At 38.1% G+C, this 21,051-nt stretch carries 21 protein-coding genes; 12 read left to right on the top strand and 9 right to left on the bottom strand.

Annotated features, from left to right (window positions below; all coding sequences use genetic code 11):
• Window positions 1-56 precede the first annotated feature (56 nt).
• The 3 genes from ESU54_RS14760 (at window position 57) to ESU54_RS14750 (ending at window position 1,892) form a co-directional block, all read left to right on the top strand.
• Window positions 57-917 (top strand): OmpA/MotB family protein, encoded by an 861-nt coding sequence (locus tag ESU54_RS14760; RefSeq protein ID WP_111845019.1) that lies wholly within the window; start codon window positions 57-59, stop codon window positions 915-917.
• A gap of 130 nt (window positions 918-1,047) precedes the next feature.
• Window positions 1,048-1,386, top strand: coding sequence for a hypothetical protein (locus ESU54_RS14755; RefSeq protein ID WP_111845018.1), 339 nt, complete (start codon window positions 1,048-1,050; stop codon window positions 1,384-1,386).
• A gap of 5 nt (window positions 1,387-1,391) precedes the next feature.
• Entirely contained in the window at window positions 1,392-1,892 is a 501-nt protein-coding gene (locus tag ESU54_RS14750) for a nuclear transport factor 2 family protein (RefSeq protein WP_317046626.1), read from the top strand.
• On the opposite strand, the gene ESU54_RS14745 is transcribed toward ESU54_RS14750, so the two are convergent.
• Window positions 1,889-2,506 carry an L-threonylcarbamoyladenylate synthase gene (locus ESU54_RS14745; protein ID WP_111845016.1) on the bottom strand — a complete coding sequence of 206 codons (618 nt, stop codon included), beginning with the start codon at window positions 2,504-2,506 and terminating at the stop codon, window positions 1,889-1,891. The genes ESU54_RS14750 and ESU54_RS14745 overlap by 4 nt on opposite strands.
• Window positions 2,507-2,621: 115 nt before the next feature.
• Between ESU54_RS14745 and ESU54_RS14740 the strand changes: the two genes are divergently transcribed.
• Window positions 2,622-3,494: an alpha/beta hydrolase gene (locus ESU54_RS14740; protein WP_111845015.1), complete on the top strand. Its 873-nt coding sequence runs from the start codon at window positions 2,622-2,624 to the stop codon at window positions 3,492-3,494.
• 7 nt (window positions 3,495-3,501) lie between these two features.
• Here ESU54_RS14740 and ESU54_RS14735 read toward each other — a convergent pair whose 3' ends face one another.
• A complete protein-coding gene (locus ESU54_RS14735; protein ID WP_111845014.1) occupies window positions 3,502-5,820 on the bottom strand; it encodes an ATP-dependent helicase in 2,319 nt (772 codons plus the stop codon).
• Between the two features lie 145 nt (window positions 5,821-5,965).
• On the opposite strand from ESU54_RS14735, the gene ESU54_RS14730 reads away from it, so the two are divergent.
• Window positions 5,966-7,582, top strand: coding sequence for an FMN-binding glutamate synthase family protein (locus ESU54_RS14730; protein WP_111845013.1), 1,617 nt, complete (start codon window positions 5,966-5,968; stop codon window positions 7,580-7,582).
• A gap of 68 nt (window positions 7,583-7,650) precedes the next feature.
• Window positions 7,651-8,175, top strand: a complete 525-nt coding sequence (locus tag ESU54_RS14725; protein WP_111845012.1) for a DUF7935 family protein — start codon at window positions 7,651-7,653, stop codon at window positions 8,173-8,175.
• Between the two features lie 19 nt (window positions 8,176-8,194).
• Here ESU54_RS14725 and ESU54_RS14720 read toward each other — a convergent pair whose 3' ends face one another.
• The 6 genes from ESU54_RS14720 to ESU54_RS14700 all read right to left on the bottom strand — a co-directional run bounded on the left by ESU54_RS14720 (window position 8,195) and on the right by ESU54_RS14700 (window position 14,110).
• Complete coding sequence (locus ESU54_RS14720) at window positions 8,195-8,827, bottom strand: response regulator transcription factor (RefSeq protein WP_146848143.1); 633 nt, start codon at window positions 8,825-8,827, stop codon at window positions 8,195-8,197.
• A gap of 41 nt (window positions 8,828-8,868) precedes the next feature.
• The gene (locus tag ESU54_RS14715) at window positions 8,869-9,621 is read right to left on the bottom strand and encodes a sensor histidine kinase (protein WP_111845011.1); all 753 of its coding nucleotides are present in this window, start codon (window positions 9,619-9,621) and stop codon (window positions 8,869-8,871) included.
• Complete coding sequence (locus ESU54_RS17880; RefSeq protein ID WP_170253295.1) at window positions 9,600-10,250, bottom strand: hypothetical protein; 651 nt, start codon at window positions 10,248-10,250, stop codon at window positions 9,600-9,602. The genes ESU54_RS14715 and ESU54_RS17880 overlap by 22 nt, the downstream gene beginning before the upstream one ends.
• A gap of 14 nt (window positions 10,251-10,264) precedes the next feature.
• Window positions 10,265-10,954 (bottom strand): hypothetical protein, encoded by a 690-nt coding sequence (locus ESU54_RS14710; RefSeq protein ID WP_111845009.1) that lies wholly within the window; start codon window positions 10,952-10,954, stop codon window positions 10,265-10,267.
• Window positions 10,955-11,144: 190 nt separating this feature from the next.
• Window positions 11,145-12,059 (bottom strand): patatin-like phospholipase family protein, encoded by a 915-nt coding sequence (locus ESU54_RS14705; protein WP_111845008.1) that lies wholly within the window; start codon window positions 12,057-12,059, stop codon window positions 11,145-11,147.
• On the bottom strand, window positions 12,056-14,110 hold the full coding sequence (locus ESU54_RS14700; RefSeq protein WP_146848142.1) for a M1 family metallopeptidase: 2,055 nt from the start codon (window positions 14,108-14,110) through the stop codon (window positions 12,056-12,058). Before ESU54_RS14700 ends, ESU54_RS14705 begins: the two co-directional genes overlap by 4 nt.
• A gap of 89 nt (window positions 14,111-14,199) precedes the next feature.
• On the opposite strand from ESU54_RS14700, the gene recG reads away from it, so the two are divergent.
• The 6 genes from recG (at window position 14,200) to ESU54_RS14675 (ending at window position 20,441) form a co-directional block, all read left to right on the top strand.
• Window positions 14,200-16,305 carry an ATP-dependent DNA helicase RecG gene (gene recG, locus ESU54_RS14695; RefSeq protein WP_111845006.1) on the top strand — a complete coding sequence of 702 codons (2,106 nt, stop codon included), beginning with the start codon at window positions 14,200-14,202 and terminating at the stop codon, window positions 16,303-16,305.
• A gap of 145 nt (window positions 16,306-16,450) precedes the next feature.
• The gene (locus ESU54_RS14690; RefSeq protein ID WP_111845005.1) at window positions 16,451-17,284 is read left to right on the top strand and encodes a peptidylprolyl isomerase; all 834 of its coding nucleotides are present in this window, start codon (window positions 16,451-16,453) and stop codon (window positions 17,282-17,284) included.
• A gap of 96 nt (window positions 17,285-17,380) precedes the next feature.
• On the top strand, window positions 17,381-18,544 hold the full coding sequence (locus ESU54_RS14685; protein WP_111845080.1) for a M28 family peptidase: 1,164 nt from the start codon (window positions 17,381-17,383) through the stop codon (window positions 18,542-18,544).
• Window positions 18,545-18,637: 93 nt separating this feature from the next.
• Window positions 18,638-19,261 carry a T9SS type A sorting domain-containing protein gene (locus ESU54_RS14680; protein WP_111845004.1) on the top strand — a complete coding sequence of 208 codons (624 nt, stop codon included), beginning with the start codon at window positions 18,638-18,640 and terminating at the stop codon, window positions 19,259-19,261.
• 63 nt (window positions 19,262-19,324) lie between these two features.
• Window positions 19,325-19,495, top strand: a complete 171-nt coding sequence (locus ESU54_RS17875; RefSeq protein WP_160113290.1) for a hypothetical protein — start codon at window positions 19,325-19,327, stop codon at window positions 19,493-19,495.
• A gap of 142 nt (window positions 19,496-19,637) precedes the next feature.
• Window positions 19,638-20,441 carry a hypothetical protein gene (locus tag ESU54_RS14675; RefSeq protein ID WP_235004598.1) on the top strand — a complete coding sequence of 268 codons (804 nt, stop codon included), beginning with the start codon at window positions 19,638-19,640 and terminating at the stop codon, window positions 20,439-20,441.
• Window positions 20,442-20,521: 80 nt separating this feature from the next.
• On the opposite strand, the gene ESU54_RS14670 is transcribed toward ESU54_RS14675, so the two are convergent.
• A partial coding sequence (locus ESU54_RS14670; RefSeq protein WP_249041332.1) for a transposase occupies window positions 20,522-21,051 on the bottom strand: 530 nt, incomplete at its 5' end.

The raw sequence follows: 21,051 nt of genomic DNA, 5'->3' as shown, positions 1-21,051 counted from the left end.
TAATAATTTTGGTGAGAATTATTTAAACAAACAATCTAATATAACACCAACAAATTATGAAGAAATTATTGATTCTAGTAGTATGTTCTAGTTTGGCTTTTACCTCTTGTGTATCGAGCAAGAAATATGCTGAGCTTGAAGCGAAACAAAAAAACACGCAAGATTTGCTGAATACGGCAACGGTTAAACTTAACGATTGTCTTACTGAAAGAGCTGCAGCTTCTGCAAGGGCTAAAGCACTTGAAGAGCGTTTGGCAGATATGAAGAAGACCAATGAGGATCTTATTCAAAGTTCAAAAGATCTTACTATGTTAACTTCAAAAGGTGCTACCAATCTTGAAAAATCATTGGAAAGTCTGAAAGAAAAAGATTTAAAAATTACACGTCTTCAGGATGCTCTTAACAAGAAAGACAGCGTAACACTTGCACTTGTTACAAGTCTTAAGAGAGAAGTTGGTATAAACGACCCAGACATTGAAATAAGTGTTGAGAAAGGTGTGGTTTATATTTCACTTTCAGACAAAGTAATTTTCAAAAGCGGAAGCTATCAAATTTCAGGAAGAGCTACCGAAATTTTAGGTAAAGTTGCCAAAGTAATCAACGGAAAACCTGATTTTGAAGCAATGGTTGAAGGACACACAGATAATGTTCCTTACAGCAACGGCTTGTTGCTTGACAACTGGGATTTGAGTGTAAAAAGAGCTACTGCCATTGTAAGAGAACTTCAAAAACTTGGTGTTGAACCATCTCGTTTGGTTGCTGCCGGTCGTGCAGATTACGTGCCTTTGGTTCCTAACACTACTGCTGAAAACAGAGCTACCAACAGACGCACACGTATCTTGGTTCTTCCAAAAATCGATCAATTCTATGATATGATCGAAAAGGAAATGAAAAACCTTGAAGCTGGAGGAAAATAATTTTCTGAATGCTTAAAAAATAGAACCCGGCTCAAAAGGCCGGGTTTTTTTGTTCTCTTAATTCATCAGCTATTTGCCAACCTTTTCGTATCTTGTATAGCGATTAATTCAATACCAAAATTGTAGAAAAATGGAAGATTTTACCACCAGTTGGACCCACGAAGAACTAAAAGCCTATATGTTGTTATACTGCGCCCACGCAGATTTTAATGTTTCAAAAGAAGAAAAAGAATATATTAAATCTAGAGTGGGAGAAGAAAAATATCGCAAAATTCACAAAGAATTTGAACACGATAATGATTACCAACAAATCCAGAAAATAAATGCTACCATAGAAAGGTTTGATTATTCCAAAGAAGAATTAGACGACGCCTTCCATAGCATAAAAAAATTATTCTTGGCTGATGGCGAAATTGATATTTTGGAGGAAAACCTTTATAGGGGATTGAAGCATTTACTCAAGAAATAGGTTAAATTACTGAAGCCATTAGTAAAAAAGATTTAAATATCATTGAAAAATTCTACCAAGCTTTTACAGACTTGGATGCAGAGCGTATGATATCATGGTATCACGACGATGTAACCTTTGAAGATCCTGCTTTTGGAATTTTACGTGGCGAGGAAGCCAAAAACATGTGGCGTATGCTTTGCCAAGCTCAGCAAGGAAAGGAATTCAAAGTAAAAACCTCAAACATAGAATATACCCCAAAAGCTGGAAAAGCTCGCTGGGAGGCTTATTACACTTTCAGTAAAACTGGTAGAAAAGTTCATAATGTAATAAATGCTTCCTTTAAATTCAAGGATGGCAAAATCATAAACCACATAGATCGATTTAGTCTCCACAGATGGGCTAAACAAGCGATGGGCTTCAAAGGATTCTTGGTTGGCTGGACGGGTTTTTTTAAAAAAAAACTTAATAATCAAACAAGGTTTTTGCTTTCAGAATTTGAGAAAAAACAAATTGCTAAAGGTTAAAGCTCTAGGCTCCCCTTACCTTCGCGTATTACTACAGGTTCAGCACCAGTAAGATCGATTACAGTCGAAGGAATGTTCCCGCCATAACCACCATCAATAACACAATCAACCAAATTATCCCACTTCTCCAAAATAAGTTCGGGATCCGTGGTATATTCAATTACCTCATCCTCATCTTTTATAGAAGTTGAAATAATTGGATTTCCCAATTCCTGAACGATGGCGTGGGTTATGGAATTATCAGGGACACGAATTCCCACCTCTTTTTTCTTCTTGAAAACCGTGGGAAGGTTATTGTTTCCTGGAAGAATAAAAGTATAAGGTCCAGGTAGATTTCTTTTCAGTAATTTAAAAGTAGGTGTGTCAATTTGTTTCACATAATCGCTGAGATTGCTCAAATCTTCACAAACAAATGAGAAATTGGCCTTTTCCAATTTCACTCCACGCAACTGGGCCACACGCTCCATCGCCCGATTATTTTTTATATCGCAACCCAAGGCGTAAACAGTATCACTCGGATAAATAATTACGCCGCCATCGCGAAGAATTTTTACAACACGTTTAATTTCTTTTGGATTCGGATTTTCTTCGTAAATCTTTATAAACTCAGCCATAGCGCAATTATTTTGTTTTAAATGTAAACCATTTTATAAGAATTAACAACTTAGTGAATATTGCAATAACATAAAAATAATATTTCTTCGTTATTCCTTTTAATAAACCCTGTTTATGAAAAAATTCCTCTTAATTATTTTATTCTTCGGAATCTATTTTTCTTTTGTTTCCTGCTCAAATGATAACGATACCGGAACAGAACTAGCTTTACAAGCTGAAACATTTTTGAATGTTTCCTACGGAAATAACCCACAGGAAAAATACGATCTTTATTTGCCTGCAAATCGTTCCGAAGAAAAGACGAAAATTATCGTTTTGGTACACGGAGGTGGCTGGACCGGAGGCGACAAAGCGGATATGGATTTTTTGATACCCTACATAAAATTGAGACATCCCAACCATGCGATTGTCAATATTAATTACGTTTTGGCAGATGCAAACACCCCAGCTTTCCCCAACCAATTTTTAGATTTAGATGCAGTAATCAACAAACTGACGGACGAAAAAGATGAATTGCACATTTTGCCGCAATTTGGATTAATTGGCGCTAGTGCTGGAGCGCATATTTCATTAATGTATGATTATGCTTATGATCTTGACGATCAAGTAAAAATGGTTGGTGATATTGTGGGGCCAACGGATTTTACGGATCCATTTTATATTGAAAACCCAGGATTTCAAGCTTTAATGGACGCATTGGTCGATGAGAGTGCCTATCCTCCCGGGACAAATTATGCAGAAGTTTTGAGCCCAGCACTTCAAGTTTCGAATGTAAGTAGCCCTACCCTACTTTTCTATGGAAATGCAGATCCTTTAGTGCCACTTTCAAATGCTACAACTTTAAATTCAGCGCTCAATAGTGCACAAATAGACCATACCTTGAATGTTTATGAAGGTGGCCATGGGGATTGGTCAAACGTAGATATTGAAAAAATGAAAGTACAGATTAGCACTTATATAGACAACTATTTGGTAGTTATCAATTAGAAAATCATTAATTGAGTACTTTCAGTTTTGCAAACCGGAGCAGTAACTTTTTCACGCCACCATTTTCAAAATCTATTTCAGCTTTTGTATCGGCACCAATGCCTTCAATTTTAACGATTTTTCCTTTTCCAAAGCGCACGTGCTCAACCATTGTTCCCTCTTCTAGATTTGCATCCTTGGCACTGAAATTTTTATCCGTTTCGCTGGAAACGGGTCTCAATCTTCGCAGTTTCCTAAGTTGCTCTTCGGTTGGGCCCATTGGTGCTTTGCCAGCAATAGGTTTCTTTAATCTGAGTTTGCTATGGTCAACTTCATCAAAAATATCGGCATCCAAAAGCGGTTTGTAACGGTTCTCGGTAATTGGGGTTAAATATTCCAAAAAGCTCTCGTCAATTTCCTCAATAAAACGGCTAGGTTCGGCGTCAATCAATTTTCCCCAACGGTAACGGGATTGGGTATAGGTTAAATAAGCTTGTTTTTCGGCGCGCGTTAAAGCAACGTAAAAAAGCCTTCGTTCTTCTTCCAATTCGCTTCGGGAATTCATATTCATGCCACTAGGAAAAAGGTCTTCTTCCATCCCGACGATATAAACGTAAGGAAATTCCAGGCCTTTTGCCAAATGGACAGTCATTAAGGCTACGCGATCACCATCGCCTTTATCGTTGTCCAAATCAGTGGCTAGGGCAACGTCTTCCATAAATTCAGAAAGCGAACCTTTGGTATCGGCTATTTCCTTTTGCTCTTCCACAAAATCGCGCATTCCATTTAATAATTCCTCTATGTTTTCAATTCTAGCTATTCCTTCAGGCGTGCCGTCTTTCTTCAGCTCCTGTAATAATCCTGTCTTTTTTGAAACGTGTTCGGTAATAGTAAAAGCATCATAATTCTGGTTCAAAACCTGAAAACTTTCTATCATCGTCACAAAATCCTGTAACTTGTTTTTGGTTCCCGTATTTATCTTTAAATCAATTTTTTCGATGTTTTTCATCACTTCAAAAATCGAGCGGTTGTAATGATTTGCGGCAACAATCAATCTTTCTATAGTTGTCTCTCCAATGCCACGGGCAGGATAATTGATGACGCGTTTCAACGCCTCTTCGTCTTTCGGATTTAAAACTAATCGCAAATACGCGAGTACGTCTTTTATTTCCTTTCTTTGATAGAAACTGAGTCCGCCGTAAATTCGATACGGAATGTCTTTTTTCCGAAGCGCATCCTCAATGGCCCGGCTCTGTGCGTTTGTTCGGTATAAAATGGCAAAATCTCCATCTTTAAGTTGATGGTTCATTTTGTTTTCAAAAATAGAACTGGCTACAAAACGGCCTTCGTCACCATCGGTCATCGTTCGGTTTACGAGGATTTTATTGCCTTCATCATTGGCGGTCCAAACCACTTTTTCCAACCGGGTTTTGTTTTTTTCGATGATGTTGTTCGCAGCGTTTACAATGTTTTTTGTGGAACGGTAATTCTGTTCCAAACGAAACACTTTCACATCATCATAATCTTTCTGAAAATTTAAGATATTATTAATATTCGCTCCTCGGAAAGCGTAAATACTCTGTGCATCATCGCCTACCACACATATATTTTGAAACTTATCGGAAAGTGCGCGAACAATCAAATACTGGCTGTGATTGGTATCTTGGTACTCATCCACCAAGATGTAGCGGAAACGGTTTTGGTATTTTGCCAAGACTTCAGGAAAACGGGTCAACAGTTCATTCGTTTTTAGCAAAAGATCATCAAAATCCATAGCGCCAGCTTTGAAGCACTTGTCAACATAAGCCTTATAAATATCTCCTAAGCGTGGCATTTTCGCCATTGCATCAGCCTCCATTAATTCTGGGTTATTAAAATATGCTTTTACGGTAATCAAGCTATTTTTATAGGAAGAAATCCGCGAATAAACCTGTTTGTACTTATAAACCTCCTTATCGAGATGCATTTCCTTAATTACAGCACGAATCACACTTTGCGAATCCTGCGTATCATAAATAGTAAAATTGGAAGGATAGCCTAATTTATCAGCCTCAAACCGAAGGATTTTAGCAAAAATACTGTGGAAAGTTCCCATCCAAAGATTCTTTGCTTCGCTAGACCCAACAATTTGAGAAATACGCTTTTTCATTTCGCGCGCAGCTTTGTTGGTAAAAGTTAATGACAAAATATTGAACGGGTCCACGCCTTGCGACATTAAGTATGCAATTCGAAATGTGAGCACACGTGTTTTGCCTGATCCGGCACCGGCAATCACTATCATGGCACCATCTTTTTGCAGCACTGGTGCTCGCTGGGCATCATTAAGTTGTTCTAAATATGTTTCCAAAACTTCATTTTCTTCAAGCCGTGAAAATAACCATTATGTAAGGAATATGTAAATAGATTTATGTGAAATTATAAACAATAACCACCTTCTCTATTATTCTTCTAAATGAGATTTATTTTAAATACCTTTATCAAAAATTGTTTTTATGGACGAATTTCTATCTTTCTTGGGGCAGTTACCTTGGTGGGCCTGGATTCTTTTTTTCCTCTTAATTGTTGCCATTCGCGACATATTTTTCAACAAACGCCATACGGTAAGCCATAATTTCCCCATAGTTGGCCATATACGCTATATGTTGGAAAGTATTGGGCCAGAGCTTCGGCAATATATTGTAGCCAACAACCGGGAGGAACTTCCTTTCAACCGTATTGAGCGCGGCTGGATATACGCATCTGCAAAAAATGAAAACAACTATGAAGGCTTTGGAACGGACCGAGATATATATGAGCCAAATTATATTTTCATAAACAATGCAATGCTGCCCTATAAGGTTGAAAAAGACAATCCAAACTACAAAAATCCATATTTCCTACCCTGCGCAAAATTGATGGGTGAGTTTCACAAACGTCGCCGCCCATATCGTCCCACTTCGGTGATAAACGTATCGGCTATGAGTTTTGGATCGCTTTCCGCAAGGGCAGTGGAATCTTTAAACAAAGGCTGTGGACTTGCCTATGCCTATCACAATACAGGTGAAGGTGGGCTTTCTCCTTATCATAAAACTGGTGCCGATGTTGTTTTTCACTTCGGGACGGGCTATTTCGGTGTGAGAGATGAGGAAGGAAATTTCTCAATGGAAAAACTTGTAACCCTCGTAAAGGAAAATCCACAAGTTCGCGCAATTGAAGTAAAGCTTTCACAAGGAGCAAAACCAGGAAAGGGCGGGGTGCTTCCAGGTGCAAAGATTACGCAAGAAATCGCGGACATACGCCACGTCCCTCTTGGGAAAGATGTGCTTTCGCCACCAAACCACTCTGCCTTTGAGGGCGTGAAAGGCTTGGTAGATTTTGTGGAAAGCATTGCTGAAGCTACTGGACTTCCCGTGGGGATTAAATCTGCCGTAGGTCGTTTGGGCGAGTGGGAAGAGTTGTCCAAAATTATGAAAGAAACTGGCAAAGGACCAGATTTTATAACCATAGACGGTGGTGAAGGCGGAACTGGCGCAGCACCCCCAAGTTTTGCGGACCATGTTTCGTTACCATGGCTTTTTGGTTTTGCCGAAATTTATAAAATCTTCAAAAAACACGACATCTGCGATCAAATTGTTTTTATTGGAAGTGGAAAATTGGGCTTTCCTGCCAGAGCCGCTATGGCATTCTCAATGGGTGCCGATTTGGTAAACGTGGCGCGTGAAGCTATGATGAGCATTGGCTGCATTCAGGCGCAGCTTTGCCATACCAACAAATGCCCCACAGGGGTAACGACACAAAATAAATGGCTACAGCGCGGGATAAATATTGAAGATAAATCGGTCCGGGCACACTTCTATTTTAAAAATTTTAGAAAAGAACTGTTGGAAATGACACACGCCTGTGGCTATGAGCATCCGTGCCAATTCACAATGGACGATGTGGATATGACCGTGGGAGATAAAAACCTCATCAGCACATTGGCTGAATCGTTTATGTATCATAAATGTTCGGTGCCTTTTGAAAGCATGAAAGCTTTGTCGCATTGTGAGCATCTGGGCGGCAACTTCCACGAGAAAGAAGCTAAAAAAGAAGTGAAAGCAATGCGGAAGGAAAATAAGGTACGTTATTGATTTTTTGAAAGAATTTATCTTTTGCTTTTACCTAAAAACACATTAAGTTTGTTTACATTAAAAAATATATGGAAGAAACAACTCAAATCATTAGCTACATAGCCTATCTTTTACCAGCCATTGTTGTGGGCATAATCGCCTACTTTTTCTTTAAGGGCCACACGGCTAACGAAGAAGGTCGAAGAAGGTATTTGGTTCAAAAAGAAGCGCAGAAGCAGGTTTTACCTCTTCGCTTGCAGGCCTACGAGCGCATTACACTTTTTTTGGAACGCATAGATCCCAATAAACTTTTGGTTCGCGTAAAACCTTTTTCAGATTCAAAAGACGAGTACGAAAGCTTATTAGTAAAAAACATTGAGCAAGAATACGAGCATAATCTTACACAACAGATTTACGTTTCCCCAGAATGTTGGAACTTGATAAATGCGGCCAAGAATGCCACAATCCACGTTATCAGACAAGGAGCTATGCACGAAAAGGATGGCAATGTAGACAAAATGCGGGAATGGCTGTTACAAAGTTTTATGGAAGAAGTTACACCGTCACAAAAGGCTTTGGCGTACATTAAAAAAGAAGTGAGCGAGCTTTTTTAAGTTTTTTTGAATATCATTTTTACGGCGTAAATAGATTGTGGTGAATGGCAAAAAGCATAAGCCCAATCCTGTTTTTTAGTCCGAGTTTTTTATAAAGTGAGTCCCTATAACCTTCAACCGTTTTGTAGCTGCAGAACATAGTTTCTGCAATTTCCTTGTAGCTCATATCTGTACATGCCAGTTTTATGAATTCCAGTTCTTTATCTTTTATTTCGGTGTCAATATTTTTTTCAATTGAATCCATTAGTATTTTCGAAACGGTATTGGTGTAGTATTGACCGCTTCGCATCACCTCCAACAAAGCTTTTTCAAGGATATCCTTTTTAGTATCTTTCATAAGATAGCCCCTGGCACCAGCGCGCAGCATCTTCAAAATAGTGTATTCATCTTCTTCAATGGAAAGGGCTAGTACTTTTACATTAGGATAATTCGTTTTAAGCTTTTCAGCAGTTTCTATGCCGTTTAAAATGGGCATCTTGATATCCATCAGCACCAAATCTGGAATGTTTTGAGGATTTTCAAATTTATCCAATAGCTCCTGTCCATTTTTGCAAAGGTAAAGCACATCGAAATTTTCAAACTCCTGAACAAGCCCACCAATAGCTTGGGAAAGCAAAAAATGATCGTCAACTACTACTACTGAATAATTCATCACTATGTCCTTTTAAAATTGTTTTATCTCTATAAATATGCTTAAGCGAATTCGTACGTTAAATGCAAAGCAGTACCTTCATCTTTTACCGAGTCTATCTTTAAAGATGAATTGATAAGTTTTGCTCGCGTTTTCATATTTTTCAATCCGATACCCATAAAATCATCCTCTTTTTCAAATCCAACTCCGTTGTCCTCGGCCGTAATGGTCAATTTCTCATCGGTATAATCAAGTACTACTTTGAGAGAAGAAGCCTTGGAATGTTTTATGGTGTTTGAAAAAAATTCCTGCAAAATCCTAAAAAGAATTATTTGCGTATTTGCTTCAATCGGCACCACTGTTCCTTCCACTGTTAAGTGTGCGGCTATAAATTTCAATCTATTGAACCGATCAATCTCCAAACTGATGGCTTCTCTCAAACTAAGACTTTTCAAAGCTTCGGGATTTATCAATTTTGAAAGTGCTCTTAGCTCGTCAATGCCCGTGCCAATAGTTTCTGAAACCTCGACCATCATCTCTGGTTTTTCCAACGACATTTGGGCTTGAATTTTTGCCAGAGTCATCAACTGCCCAATGTTGTCATGTAGTTCCCAGCTTATGTTGCGCAATGTTTCTTCCCTAATTTCTATTTGAGATTCTGCCAATTCACGTTCATAAACTTCTTTTGCTTTTTGCTGTTCCAAGAGCAAGCGGTTTTTTCTTCGTGCAAAAACACTGAACAGTACAATAACAATAATTACCAACGATATTGGAATAGCTATTGCGGCTATTATTATGATCTCTTTTTCATCCATAAAAAACCTATCAAAAAGCACAAATACATAACGACAATAAGCGAAAACTGGATTATCAATAAAATCCAAAAAAAACTGTTCTCTTTATAGAACCAGCTGCGTATTATTTTTATGGGAAGATACCCAATATAAAACAAAAATAGACCAACGCTAATCCAAAATAGCAGGTCGTTTTTTACAACAAAAACCTTGGAAGATTGTAAAATACTTATATAGTATAGGGTAATACAGAAAATCAGTATTCCTGCACCAGCAATATAGGATGCAGTGAAAGATTCATTCAAAATATCAATAAATATCAAATCCCTTAAATAAAACATCCAAAAAATCCCGATACCGATTTTAATGAACTTCTTAAATCTTTGTTCCTCAATAACCTTCATAAAAAGAAAATAGAATAAAGAAAAATAAAAGAAATAATAAGTATTAAATATCCCTATATTAGGAGCAGCGAGTACGTCCCTAAAATACATTCCTAAAGATTCCGCCATTAAGGTAATAAATAGTATTATTGGCAAAATCATCAAAGGGGTATGTCTGTAACTCTGGAACTTAATAATGGACAAGCAAAATACAAGGGCATAAAGTGCCAAAATAGTGTAGCTCCAGATTTCAAATAGTTCTTCCAAGCGCCAGAAATAATTTAATTGTTATTCCCGAAATCAATAGAAGACGGTGGAGGAGAAACCGTACCTTCATTCAGAATCAAACTTGTAGTACCACCTCCTTGTACCATTGTATTGTTTGACATAAAAAAACCAGCCTCATTCATTTGGCCAGTAGAATCAGTTTGGTTTTTATTCTGTTTTCCTTCTTGAGCCGAAGCACCTCTATTGATAGGTACTGCCGTGTATTTTCCATCCATTTCTTCAATTGAAAAGCCTACGTTTTTTCCTTCATAATCCATCGTTGGAACTACAAAAAAACTATTTCTCCGTGGGTATTTCACAACATCACCATTCGGAAATTTATCACTGTTTGGATAGTTAGAAAGGTAGAATCGCAAGGTGTTAATATCTACATTGGCTTGCATTGCTTCGTGTTCTATATAGGCAATGTATTGTTTTATGGTTTTCAAATCATATTCTGCATAGCGGGTTGGTTCAAATTTTGACCCATCTGAAGCAATGCTATCCTCGTACTTCTTTATTATAGGCAAACGTCTTTGCGAATAGGCATCAAACATTTCTTGGGCACGTTCCACTGAAATTATGTGATCCTTTGGTGGACCTTCATATGGAAGCTCAGTATGTGCTGAAGGATCTTGGCAACTAACAAGCATCAAATTTGCAAGAAGCAATAACAAAAAAAAGTTGGTCATTTTTGTAGTCATAATAAAAGGTTTTTACAGTTGTGGTATAAATGTAATTACAAAAGCACGAATTTAAAAATGTGGTTTTGTAAACCAAAAGTGAAGATACGCCATAAAGACTGATTGTTAACTACTTACACGAAATTTCATGATGAAATACAGGGAAAATACTTAAAAAAAGGGGGATTTCCCCCTATAAAAAGAAGGAAGATTAATCGTCTTTAGCACGAATTTCGTTCAATTCTTCATTTTTTTGATGTGCATATTCATATCCGCGCTCCCACCATTTGGTCATCATTTCTTTATCAAAAATCAATGAGTTGGTTGTCAGCACCGTAGGCGTATAATAAAGATTAATAATGACGTCATTATTGGCCGCCACAAATTTTCCAATACGGATGTTCTGTTTTTCAATGCGGTCCGCCATATAACTGTGCATATTTGTAAGCAGTGAAAACACGTTTTTTGACGGCAGCCGGTTATAATACGTAACTTCAGTTTCTAGAATAATCACATCAATAGTCGTAGCACCTCTGTTTATAGCTTCCTCAATGGGCACCATGCTGCCGAAACCGCCATCTGCATATTCACAACCATCCTTTTTCACAAGGCTCATAAAAGGAGTGTAATTTGAAGAAATCCAAATCCAGTCTAGAAAATCCTGATACTCAAAATCATTGATCGATTTATATTCCACTTGGTTCAACGATAGGTTTGAAACCGTAACAACCACTTCTTTTTCTGAAGCTTTCAAATTATTAAACTCTATTTCGGTCAGCGTATTTGCGATAAGTTTTCGCAAATTTAAACTTTCGCCGAAGGTCTTTTTCCCTTTAATGAAATTACGCAGTACCGTATAATGGTCTATCGCAATCTGTTTGCCGCCAAATTTATCTTCCTTGATGATGAATGGACAGCTATTAAAAATACTTTTTTGATTCACGGAAGTATAGACTTCCCTAATTTTTTCAACCTTACTTAGCGCCAAATGCGAAATGAGCAAACTACCTGTGGAAGTACCCACAAAAAGATCGTAATTATGGTGCAGCTCCTCAATTAAATATTGTGCCACGCCACCAGCGAATGCGCCTTTACTTCCTCCACCTGAAATTACCAGTGCCCTCATTCCTTTATGATTGAATTTAAATAATTAGCTGCTTTTTCTGAAATCTGCCTGCCCAAAACACTCAATTGCCCATAGTACTTTTTATCTTGAAGCAGCTTGTTCAACATTTCTTTTGAAGGTTTTGAAAAACGCCAAGTTGGGTGCACACAGGCTTCCGCAAGATTTTTAAGTGTTTCCAAATCCCAAAGTTGCAGTTCGTTTACATATTCAAAAGCCTTTTCACGTATTTCAAAGCTGTAATCAGTGGAAGTGTAATTTTTAAGTTCCTTTAAATAATCTTTTTTCTCAGAGTTTTCATAATCCTCAGTTAGCAAAGCTAAAGTAAGCCACAACTGACGAATGTTTTTATTCTGAAAACCTTCAATGCCTTCTGTTTTGTTGAGATATTCAGTTCTTTTCTCCGGAAACTGCGTCCACAATTGATATAAGGCCGTTTCCATTGTAACATAGGAATCATCGCTTAAAAGACTTTCATATTCCTTCTGAAGCTCCTTCGAAAGGGTTTGTAACGAAAGAGCAACAGCCTGCCGAACATAGAGATTATTACTTTCAAAAGCATTTTTATAAAGCGGAAGTGTTTCAGAAATAGGTTCATCTACCAATTGATAAACCGCTTCCTGCCCAATAAAATCATTCGGAAAGGTCAGCGCGGTTTTCAACTGAAGTTTCTTGTCTTGAAATGGCGTTGCCCGAAGCGCAGAGACTTCAAAATATTTTTTAATAAACGAAGATTTAAGCAACGATTGATAAGCTTCTTCACTTTGAAAAGCACTCTGCTGCAGCCAATCCTTTTCAAAATCTGAAATATTAATTGCTGAAACTGCTTTCACTTCATTTAAAAAATCTTCGGTGGAAACATTTTTGAATTTATATTTTTCCAAATAGTTTTTGATAGCAGTTTTAAAAGCCTCATCCCCTATCCGTTCCCTTAAAATATGCAGCGCCCACGCCCCTTTTTGGTAAAAAGTAAGCGAGCTCGCTTTCGGATTTAAAAGCGATTCGCCTTTCCCTTCATCGCTTGCAGCCTTTAATTGCTCTGCGGTTTGGTATAGTTGCCAGTAATAATAATCAGCTCCAAAAATTTCCTTTTCAGCCAGCAAGGCGTAATAGGTTGCGAAACCCTCCTGCAGCCAATGATCCTCGTTGGCCTTTTCGGTAACCATATCGCCAAACCATTGATGGGCCAGCTCGTGGGCATTTACATTAATGTAATTTTTGTCGTTAAAACCTGTGGAATCTACCATAAACGCTTCAGAAAAAAAGGTAGCGGTTGTGTTTTCCATTCCGGCATATAGAAAATCGCGAACTGGAACTTGCTTGTAATTTTGCCAGGGATAGGGCACGCCGATTTCAGTTTCCAAAAAGTCGAAAATCTGTTTGCTGTAGCGGTAGGTTGGCTCTACTTTTAGTGAATCTTTCGGCTTATAATACAGTTCAATTGGAATTCCAGAATTTGAAACGAGGTCTTTTTTATCAAAATCACCAATGGCGAAAGCCACCAAATAGCTGGACATGGGTTCTTTCATATCGAAATGCCAAGTATTTACTTCGTGTAAATTGCCAAAATCAATCAACTTACCATTTGCAATTACCGCTTTATCAGTTGGAGCAAATAAGAGCAAATCAAACTCAATCTTATCATTTACATCGTCAATACTAGGCAACCAGTGCGAAGTATATTTCCCTTGGCCTTGTGTCCAAATCTCATCACCAAAAAAGTAAAGAGTTTGTTTTGGTTTCATGTCATACCAAAAATCGGCTTTGTAAGTCATCCCTTTTTCAAAATTGCCGACAAACCAAACCTTCTTTTCGTCAGAAGTTATTTTGAAATTTTTAGTCTCAACTTCATTTATTTGAATATTCACGGCATCCATAAAAATGGAATCTGTTTCCTTCAATACTTCAAAAGTGGCTAAAAATCTTCCTTCAATTTTCTTTTCGACAGTATCAGTACCAATCGAGGCCTCAATATTCAAAAAATCCACCACATCCGTCTGCTGCGAAAAACCCGTAAAACATATAAAAAGGAAAACATAAAAAATTTTATTCATAATAAAGGGAAGCGTTTTTTATGGAAAGCAAATTACAAATTTTCAACCAATGAGATTCCCGACTTCGCGGGAATTAGTATTTTCGTCTTATGAATGCCAATTTCCTGCAAACTCCAATAGATTACTTAAAAGGCGTCGGCCCTAATCGGGCGGATTTGCTGAAAAAAGAGCTTGGTATTCACACCTTTCAGGATTTGTTGAATCTTTTCCCGAATCGGTATCTGGACCGCACTCAGTATTATAAAATTGCACAATTGCAGCAAACCAATGCGGAAGTTCAGATTATAGGAAAAATTACTCACATTAAAACCGTAGAACAAAAACGCGGAAAAAGACTCGTCGCCACTTTTATTGACGAAACTGGCAGTATTGAACTTGTTTGGTTTCGAGGTCAAAAATGGATTCGGGAAAATTTAAAGCTGAATGTTCCCTATGTGATTTTCGGAAAAACGAATTATTTCAACAACAGTTTTTCCATGCCGCACCCCGAAATGGAATTGCTCGATGCGCACGAAAAAAGTATCCGTTCTGCCATGCAACCTGTTTATCCATCCACCGAAAAATTGGGGAACAGCGGCATCACAAATCGGGTGATAAATGGACTGATGCAACAACTGTTTTTGGAGAGCAAAAATGCCTTCGCAGAGACCCTCTCAAAACCACTTTTGGAACAGCTCAAATTGGTCTCAAAAAAGGAGGCACTTTTCAACATACATTTTCCAAAAAGTCAGGCTCATTTGGCACGTGCACAATACCGATTAAAGTTTGAAGAATTGTTCTATATCCAACTGCAATTAATCCGTAAAAACCTCCTTCATAAATCGAAAATTAAAGGCTATCCTTTTGATAAAATTGGACACAATTTCAACACCTTTTTTTCGGAATATTTACCCTTTGATTTGACCGAAGCACAGAAGCGAGTCATCAAAGAAATTCGCAATGATTTGGGAAGCAATGCACAGATGAACCGACTCTTGCAAGGCGATGTAGGTTCCGGAAAGACCATAGTGGCGCTAATGTCAATTTTAATAGCTATTGACAACGGTTTTCAAGCCTGTTTAATGGCGCCGACTGAAATTTTGTCAGTACAGCACTACAACAGTTTAGTTGAAATGTGTAAAAGACTGAACACCAGTATTGAATTACTAACAGGCTCAACCAAAACTTCAAAGAGACGAGAAATCCATGAAAAACTCGAAAATGGCGAATTAGACATCCTAATTGGCACTCATGCGCTGCTCGAAGATAAGGTGAAATTTAAAAATTTGGGGCTTGCAATTGTAGATGAGCAACATCGTTTTGGAGTGGAACAACGCAGTAAATTATGGCACAAAAATGAGTACCCGCCACACGTACTTGTAATGACCGCTACCCCCATCCCCCGCACCCTTGCCATGAGCGTTTATGGCGACCTGGATATTAGTATAATTGACGAGCTTCCGCCGGGCAGAAAAGACATCAAAACCGTGCACCGTTTTGATGCAAATAGACTGAAGGTTTTTCGGTTTATAAGAGACGAAATTAGCAAGGGAAGACAGGTGTATATTGTGTACCCATTAATACAGGAAAGTGAGACCATGGATTACAAAGATTTGATGGACGGATACGAGAGTATTGTGCGTGAATTTCCGATGCCAAATTATCAAGTCTCTATAGTTCACGGACAGATGAAATCTTCAGATAAGGAGTATGAAATGAACCGTTTCATTAAAGGCGAAACACAAATTATGGTCGCCACCACCGTTATTGAAGTTGGTGTAAATGTTCCAAATGCCAGTGTGATGATTATTGAAAGTGCGGAACGCTTCGGACTTTCACAATTACACCAATTGCGTGGACGTGTGGGTCGTGGTGCCGAACAGAGCTATTGTATTTTAATGACCAGCCATAAACTTTCCGCAGACGCCAAAACTCGTTTGGAAACGATGGTAAGAACCAGCGACGGTTTTGAAATCGCCGAAGTAGATTTAAAACTGCGCGGCCCCGGCGATATGATGGGAACCCAACAAAGCGGCGTGCTAAACCTTCGTATTGCAGATATCATAAAGGATAGTGAAATATTAAAAATAGCCCGAAGCTATGCTATGCAAGTTTTAAAGGAAGACCCCAACCTCACTTCCGAAGAAAACAGTCCTATAAAGAATAATTATGCACAGCTTGTGAAGTACCGAAATATCTGGAATTACATTTCTTAATTCATAGACGCAACACCTTCTATCTGTTATTTGAAGGATTTTAATACCAACCCGTATATTTCAACCCGCAAGACATTTATTGTGGTATCATTACCTTGTAACAAATAAATCATATATATTTAAAAACTAAACAAACTTAAACATCATGAAAAAAACAATACTCTATTTTCTTTTTATTATTGGTTCTATAGGAACTGTACAGTCTCAAACCGTCGTTACCTTTTATACAACCTTGGGCGATTTTGAAGTGGAGCTTTATGATGCTCAAATGCCTATTACTGTTGGTAATTTTTTAAGCTTGGTAGATCAAGAATTTTATGACGGCATTATTTTTCATCGTGTGATCTCAAATTTTGTAATTCAAGGAGGAGATCCAACGGGAACCGGAAGTGGCGGCCCTGGATATACCATTGAAGATGAATTTAATCCAGACTTATCCAATTTAAAGAAAACACTTTCTATGGCAAATACAGGGCAGCCTAATTCTGGAGGAAGTCAGTTCTTTATCAACCTTAAAGACAACATCTTTTTAGACTTTGACAATCCGCCGCTTTCCTCTGCACACCCTATATTTGGCGAAGTAATTACAGGTTGGGATATCGTGGAATTGATTGAAAATGTTCCTGTAGATGGCAACGACAGACCCATAACTCCCGTAGTGATGAATATGGTTCGGGTTACACAACCGCTCGGCACAAATGATTTAGACGCTACCGAATCTTCATACACTATTTATCCAAACCCTGTTACAAAGCAAAGTGTTATTGAAATAAATAGTAAAACAACCGATATGACACTGTTTTCAATAATGAATGTGAATGGTGCAATCCTAGCTACTCAAAACATTCAAATACAAGAAGGGCTTAACAGAATTAATTTATCGGACTTTCAAATTGACAAACTTCCTGTGGGAATGTACTTTATAACTATAAACAACAACGCTGTTGTTACCCAGAAACGTTTTCTTGTTTCTGAATAAGTAAATTTTCTTAGTACTATGAAGCTCCTAGTTTATGAAACTAGCAGCTTCATAGTAGGAGAAAAAACAATACTTTCACAAAAAATAAATTCACGAATGAAATCAGTTCCCCAGCTTATACTTTTTCTTTGCTTTTTTACAATTTTCATTACGAATGCACAGGTTTTCAACCCTTATTACAACGGAATCGTTGAAAACACTTCTTCCACAAATATTTTAAACGACCTTACTACCTTGGTTGATTTCGGCGTAAAAGAACCCGGAAGCAGTGAAATTGAAAACGCAAAAAACTGGATAATTGCGCGTTACCAAGCTTTGGGTTATACCGCTATTGAAACTCAGGAATTTAATGTTTCTGGCCAAACAACTTCAAACATCATCATTACCAAAACAGGAAGCGTTTATCCCAACACTTTTTTAATAATTGATGGGCATTACGACACTATAAACGGGCCGGGCGCTAACGATAATGGTAGCGGAACGATATTAATACTAGAACTAGCACGGCTTTTAAAAGATGTGGATACAGAATATTCCATCAAATTCATTCACTTTAGTGGTGAGGAAGAAGGCTTGATAGGCAGCGAGTATTATGTGAATAATACCGTAATTCCTGAGAATCTGGATATCAAATTGGTTTTGAACATAGACGAAGTGGGCGGCGTTGCTGGTATGAACAACAACACCATAGTATGTGAACGCGACGAATCGTCGCCAGGCTCTAACAATGCACAATCTGCTCAGGCCACACAGGAAATGGCGAACTGCTTTGGATTGTATTCAAATTTGCAAACCGAGATTTCATACGCCTATGCGTCAGATTATATGCCTTTTGAAGATAATGGTGAAATTATTACCGGTTTATATGAAGCCAACGAATCGCCATATCCACACGGCCCAAACGATATTATTGAAAACATGGACCCCGATTATGTTTTTGAGGTAGCCAAAGGCACTTTGGGCTCGGCATTGCATTTTGCCGTGGCGCGCGAACCGTTGGGCATTTCTGAAAACAATCTTGAAGCAAACATTATGCTTTACCCCAACCCTACTGAGGGAATATTAAATATACGTTTAAACACTTCACTTTCTGAGCCTTTAGAAATGGCGGTTTTTGATGTTTTGGGAAAAAAGGTTTATAACACTTCTTTAAACATTGAAAATACTACTTTAGATTTGAGGTTTTTGGGAAGCGGCGTTTATGCTGCGGTTTTTAAGACTGGCGATGATTTGGCTGTCAAAAGGATTATTTTGGAATGAAGATAATAGACGCTGCGTCAAAGGGTTTTATTCGTTGATTTTATTGATTAAGGATTCTAATGTAGAACTTGAAGAGAAAAAAAATAGCTCACTATGAAAACAATTACATTTACCGTCGGTCTTTTCCTGCTCTTTACTTTTCAATCATTCGGACAAATTAACCCAGTTTTAAATCTTACTTGGGAGCAATCATATATTTTTCCAAATAATATCTTTGAACTTGCCTGGGAAGAACCTGCGTCTCCTCATGATGAATTGATAGGGTATAATGTTTACAGAGAAGATGAGCTGTATCGATTTCAAACTGAAACTTCATTAAATAATGCAAATTGTGGCGAAGATTTTCTATACTATGGAAATGGAGAGGCTTTTTATGCACACGTAACCGCGGTATACAATCCAGGGGCGGTGGAATCAGATTATACCGAGACTGTCTTGGTGGGTGGCTTAGTAATTGGAATCAAGGAATACACAACCCAAAAAGCGATACTATACCCAAACCCTTCCCACGGAATACTGAACATTCGTTTAAACACCCCACTTGCTAAGCCTTTAGAAATGACTATTTTTGATGTTTTGGGAAAAAGGGTTTATAGCACCGCCTTAAACAATGAGAATAGCGCCCTAGACGTAAGCTTTTTAGAAAACGGGTTCTATGTAGCCGTTTTTCAAGGTGAAAACGGCACTTATAAGAAGCAATTCATATTAAACTATTAAGAAAACCCGCTCCAACTTTCTTCACCCTTATGTTGGGCATGGATTACGCTGTAGTGCCAAAATATGAAAAAAGTACAATCTGCATTGCAGCCTGCTTTGGGAACTCTCCCTTGCCATAAAGCACAACTTTTTTGCAGACCTCGCCGCCCAGTTACCGCCAGACTTTACCACCAACGCCCCAGATCCTACCCTACCACTACAGGAGGGCATTGCTGCGCTGGAGGAGGAGAATAAATTGTTGCATGCTAAGGTGGAAACCTTGATGGCGGTGGTGCGAAAGTAGCAGGTTTTTTGTACTATATTTGGAGTTAAACAATATAACCCTATAAGGGCGGATAAATGCAACAGTTGCTTTTATCCGCATGTTACCTGCAATTTGAAAAAAAGAAACCTCATATTAATATTTTTAGCTTTCGGAATGTGGCATATTGCCTTTTCTCAACAAACTGAAGTCGAAAAATATTATGTTCGAGCTGACACACTTTTCATATCTCAATTAACCGAGGCTTATAATACTTCAACCGAGGAATTATTAAAAACTCTCGAAGTCAAAAACGACAGGCGTGAGGATTTGGGATTTGGTTACCAATTAAAAGAGAGTGGAAAAGGAGTTGGAAGCACATCATTTAATTACAAAATCTTGTATTATAAAAATGAGGTTGTTGCTTATGAACTTTCAACTTACATAAAAGCAAATAAATCAATAAGTTTAAAAAATCTTTATAAAGAAAGACTCTCTGCGATGTTTAAGGTAAGTGACGATTATGAAGTTGAGCCAATATATTCTGGAATTGATAGAGCAGGCTACCCTTTGGACGGAGCCGAAAAGCGAACTGACAACAAACTGAATAAAATAATGAATCCGTTTGCAGGAATAATTTTCGGAAATCGCTGTGGTATCGTAATGAATATATTGAACAACCGAGAGTTATTTAATGAAATAATCAATACAGATAATTGTGAGTATTTGCTATACAGTATAAATCCTGCAACTCGATTAATGACAGTTGAATTTTATTATTGTAATCTGACTGAATTTAGTGAGAATCAAAAAAATTCAATTGACTTACGAATCGAGGAACTGAAAAAAGTGCCTTTATTAACAAGAAACTGTTATGGCTGTAATGTTGGTTCGGAATTAACAGAAAAGACAATAACGGAATTAAAAAACTGCAGGTAACAACAGTAACCGTTGCACAACCCCATAATTTATAAAAACCCAACCCATATAAGCCGCTTTAAGCGGCTTTGTTTTTTTGATCAGGCTTGAAAATGTGCCAAATTTGGAGCTTTTAAAAAAAGCCATGCTACATTCTGGAGCAACGTTTTGGGCGAAAAAAACAAAACAAGGTATTCCGCCCCGCTCTTTGTGCGCTTTTGGATAAACTTTAGGTATTTTTTGAGGTTGTAGGCCATTGCCGAGAGATGCATACATTTGTTTGCCTGTGCCAGCCCCAGGGTGTTTACCTTGCCAAGCCCCATAAACTGGGTAAGTGTCCCGAATACCGGTTCCACCGTGCTCTGCCGTTTGCCCTTCATATACTTGCCCTGTGGGCTGTTAACCCGAGCAATGTTGCGCTGATACTCTGCACGGTAATAGGTAACACTGAATTTCTTCTCCTGTGCGCTCCTGCCCAAACAACTGCTCCTTATGGGACAGTCAATGCACACGTGCTTGCGAGCTCGGTATTCCTTTTTTCTAGTCTGCGTCCTGCTATCCAAAAACTCCTTGGTAAAAGGAATGGTCTTTCCCTGCGGACAGCGATAATAGTCTCCTTCCTCATTGTAAA

It is taken from the genome of Aequorivita antarctica, from assembly GCF_007997155.1.
Taxonomy (GTDB): domain Bacteria; phylum Bacteroidota; class Bacteroidia; order Flavobacteriales; family Flavobacteriaceae; genus Aequorivita; species Aequorivita antarctica.
Note: the sequence above shows the minus strand (reverse complement) of the source record. Positions and strands in the feature narration are given on the sequence as shown.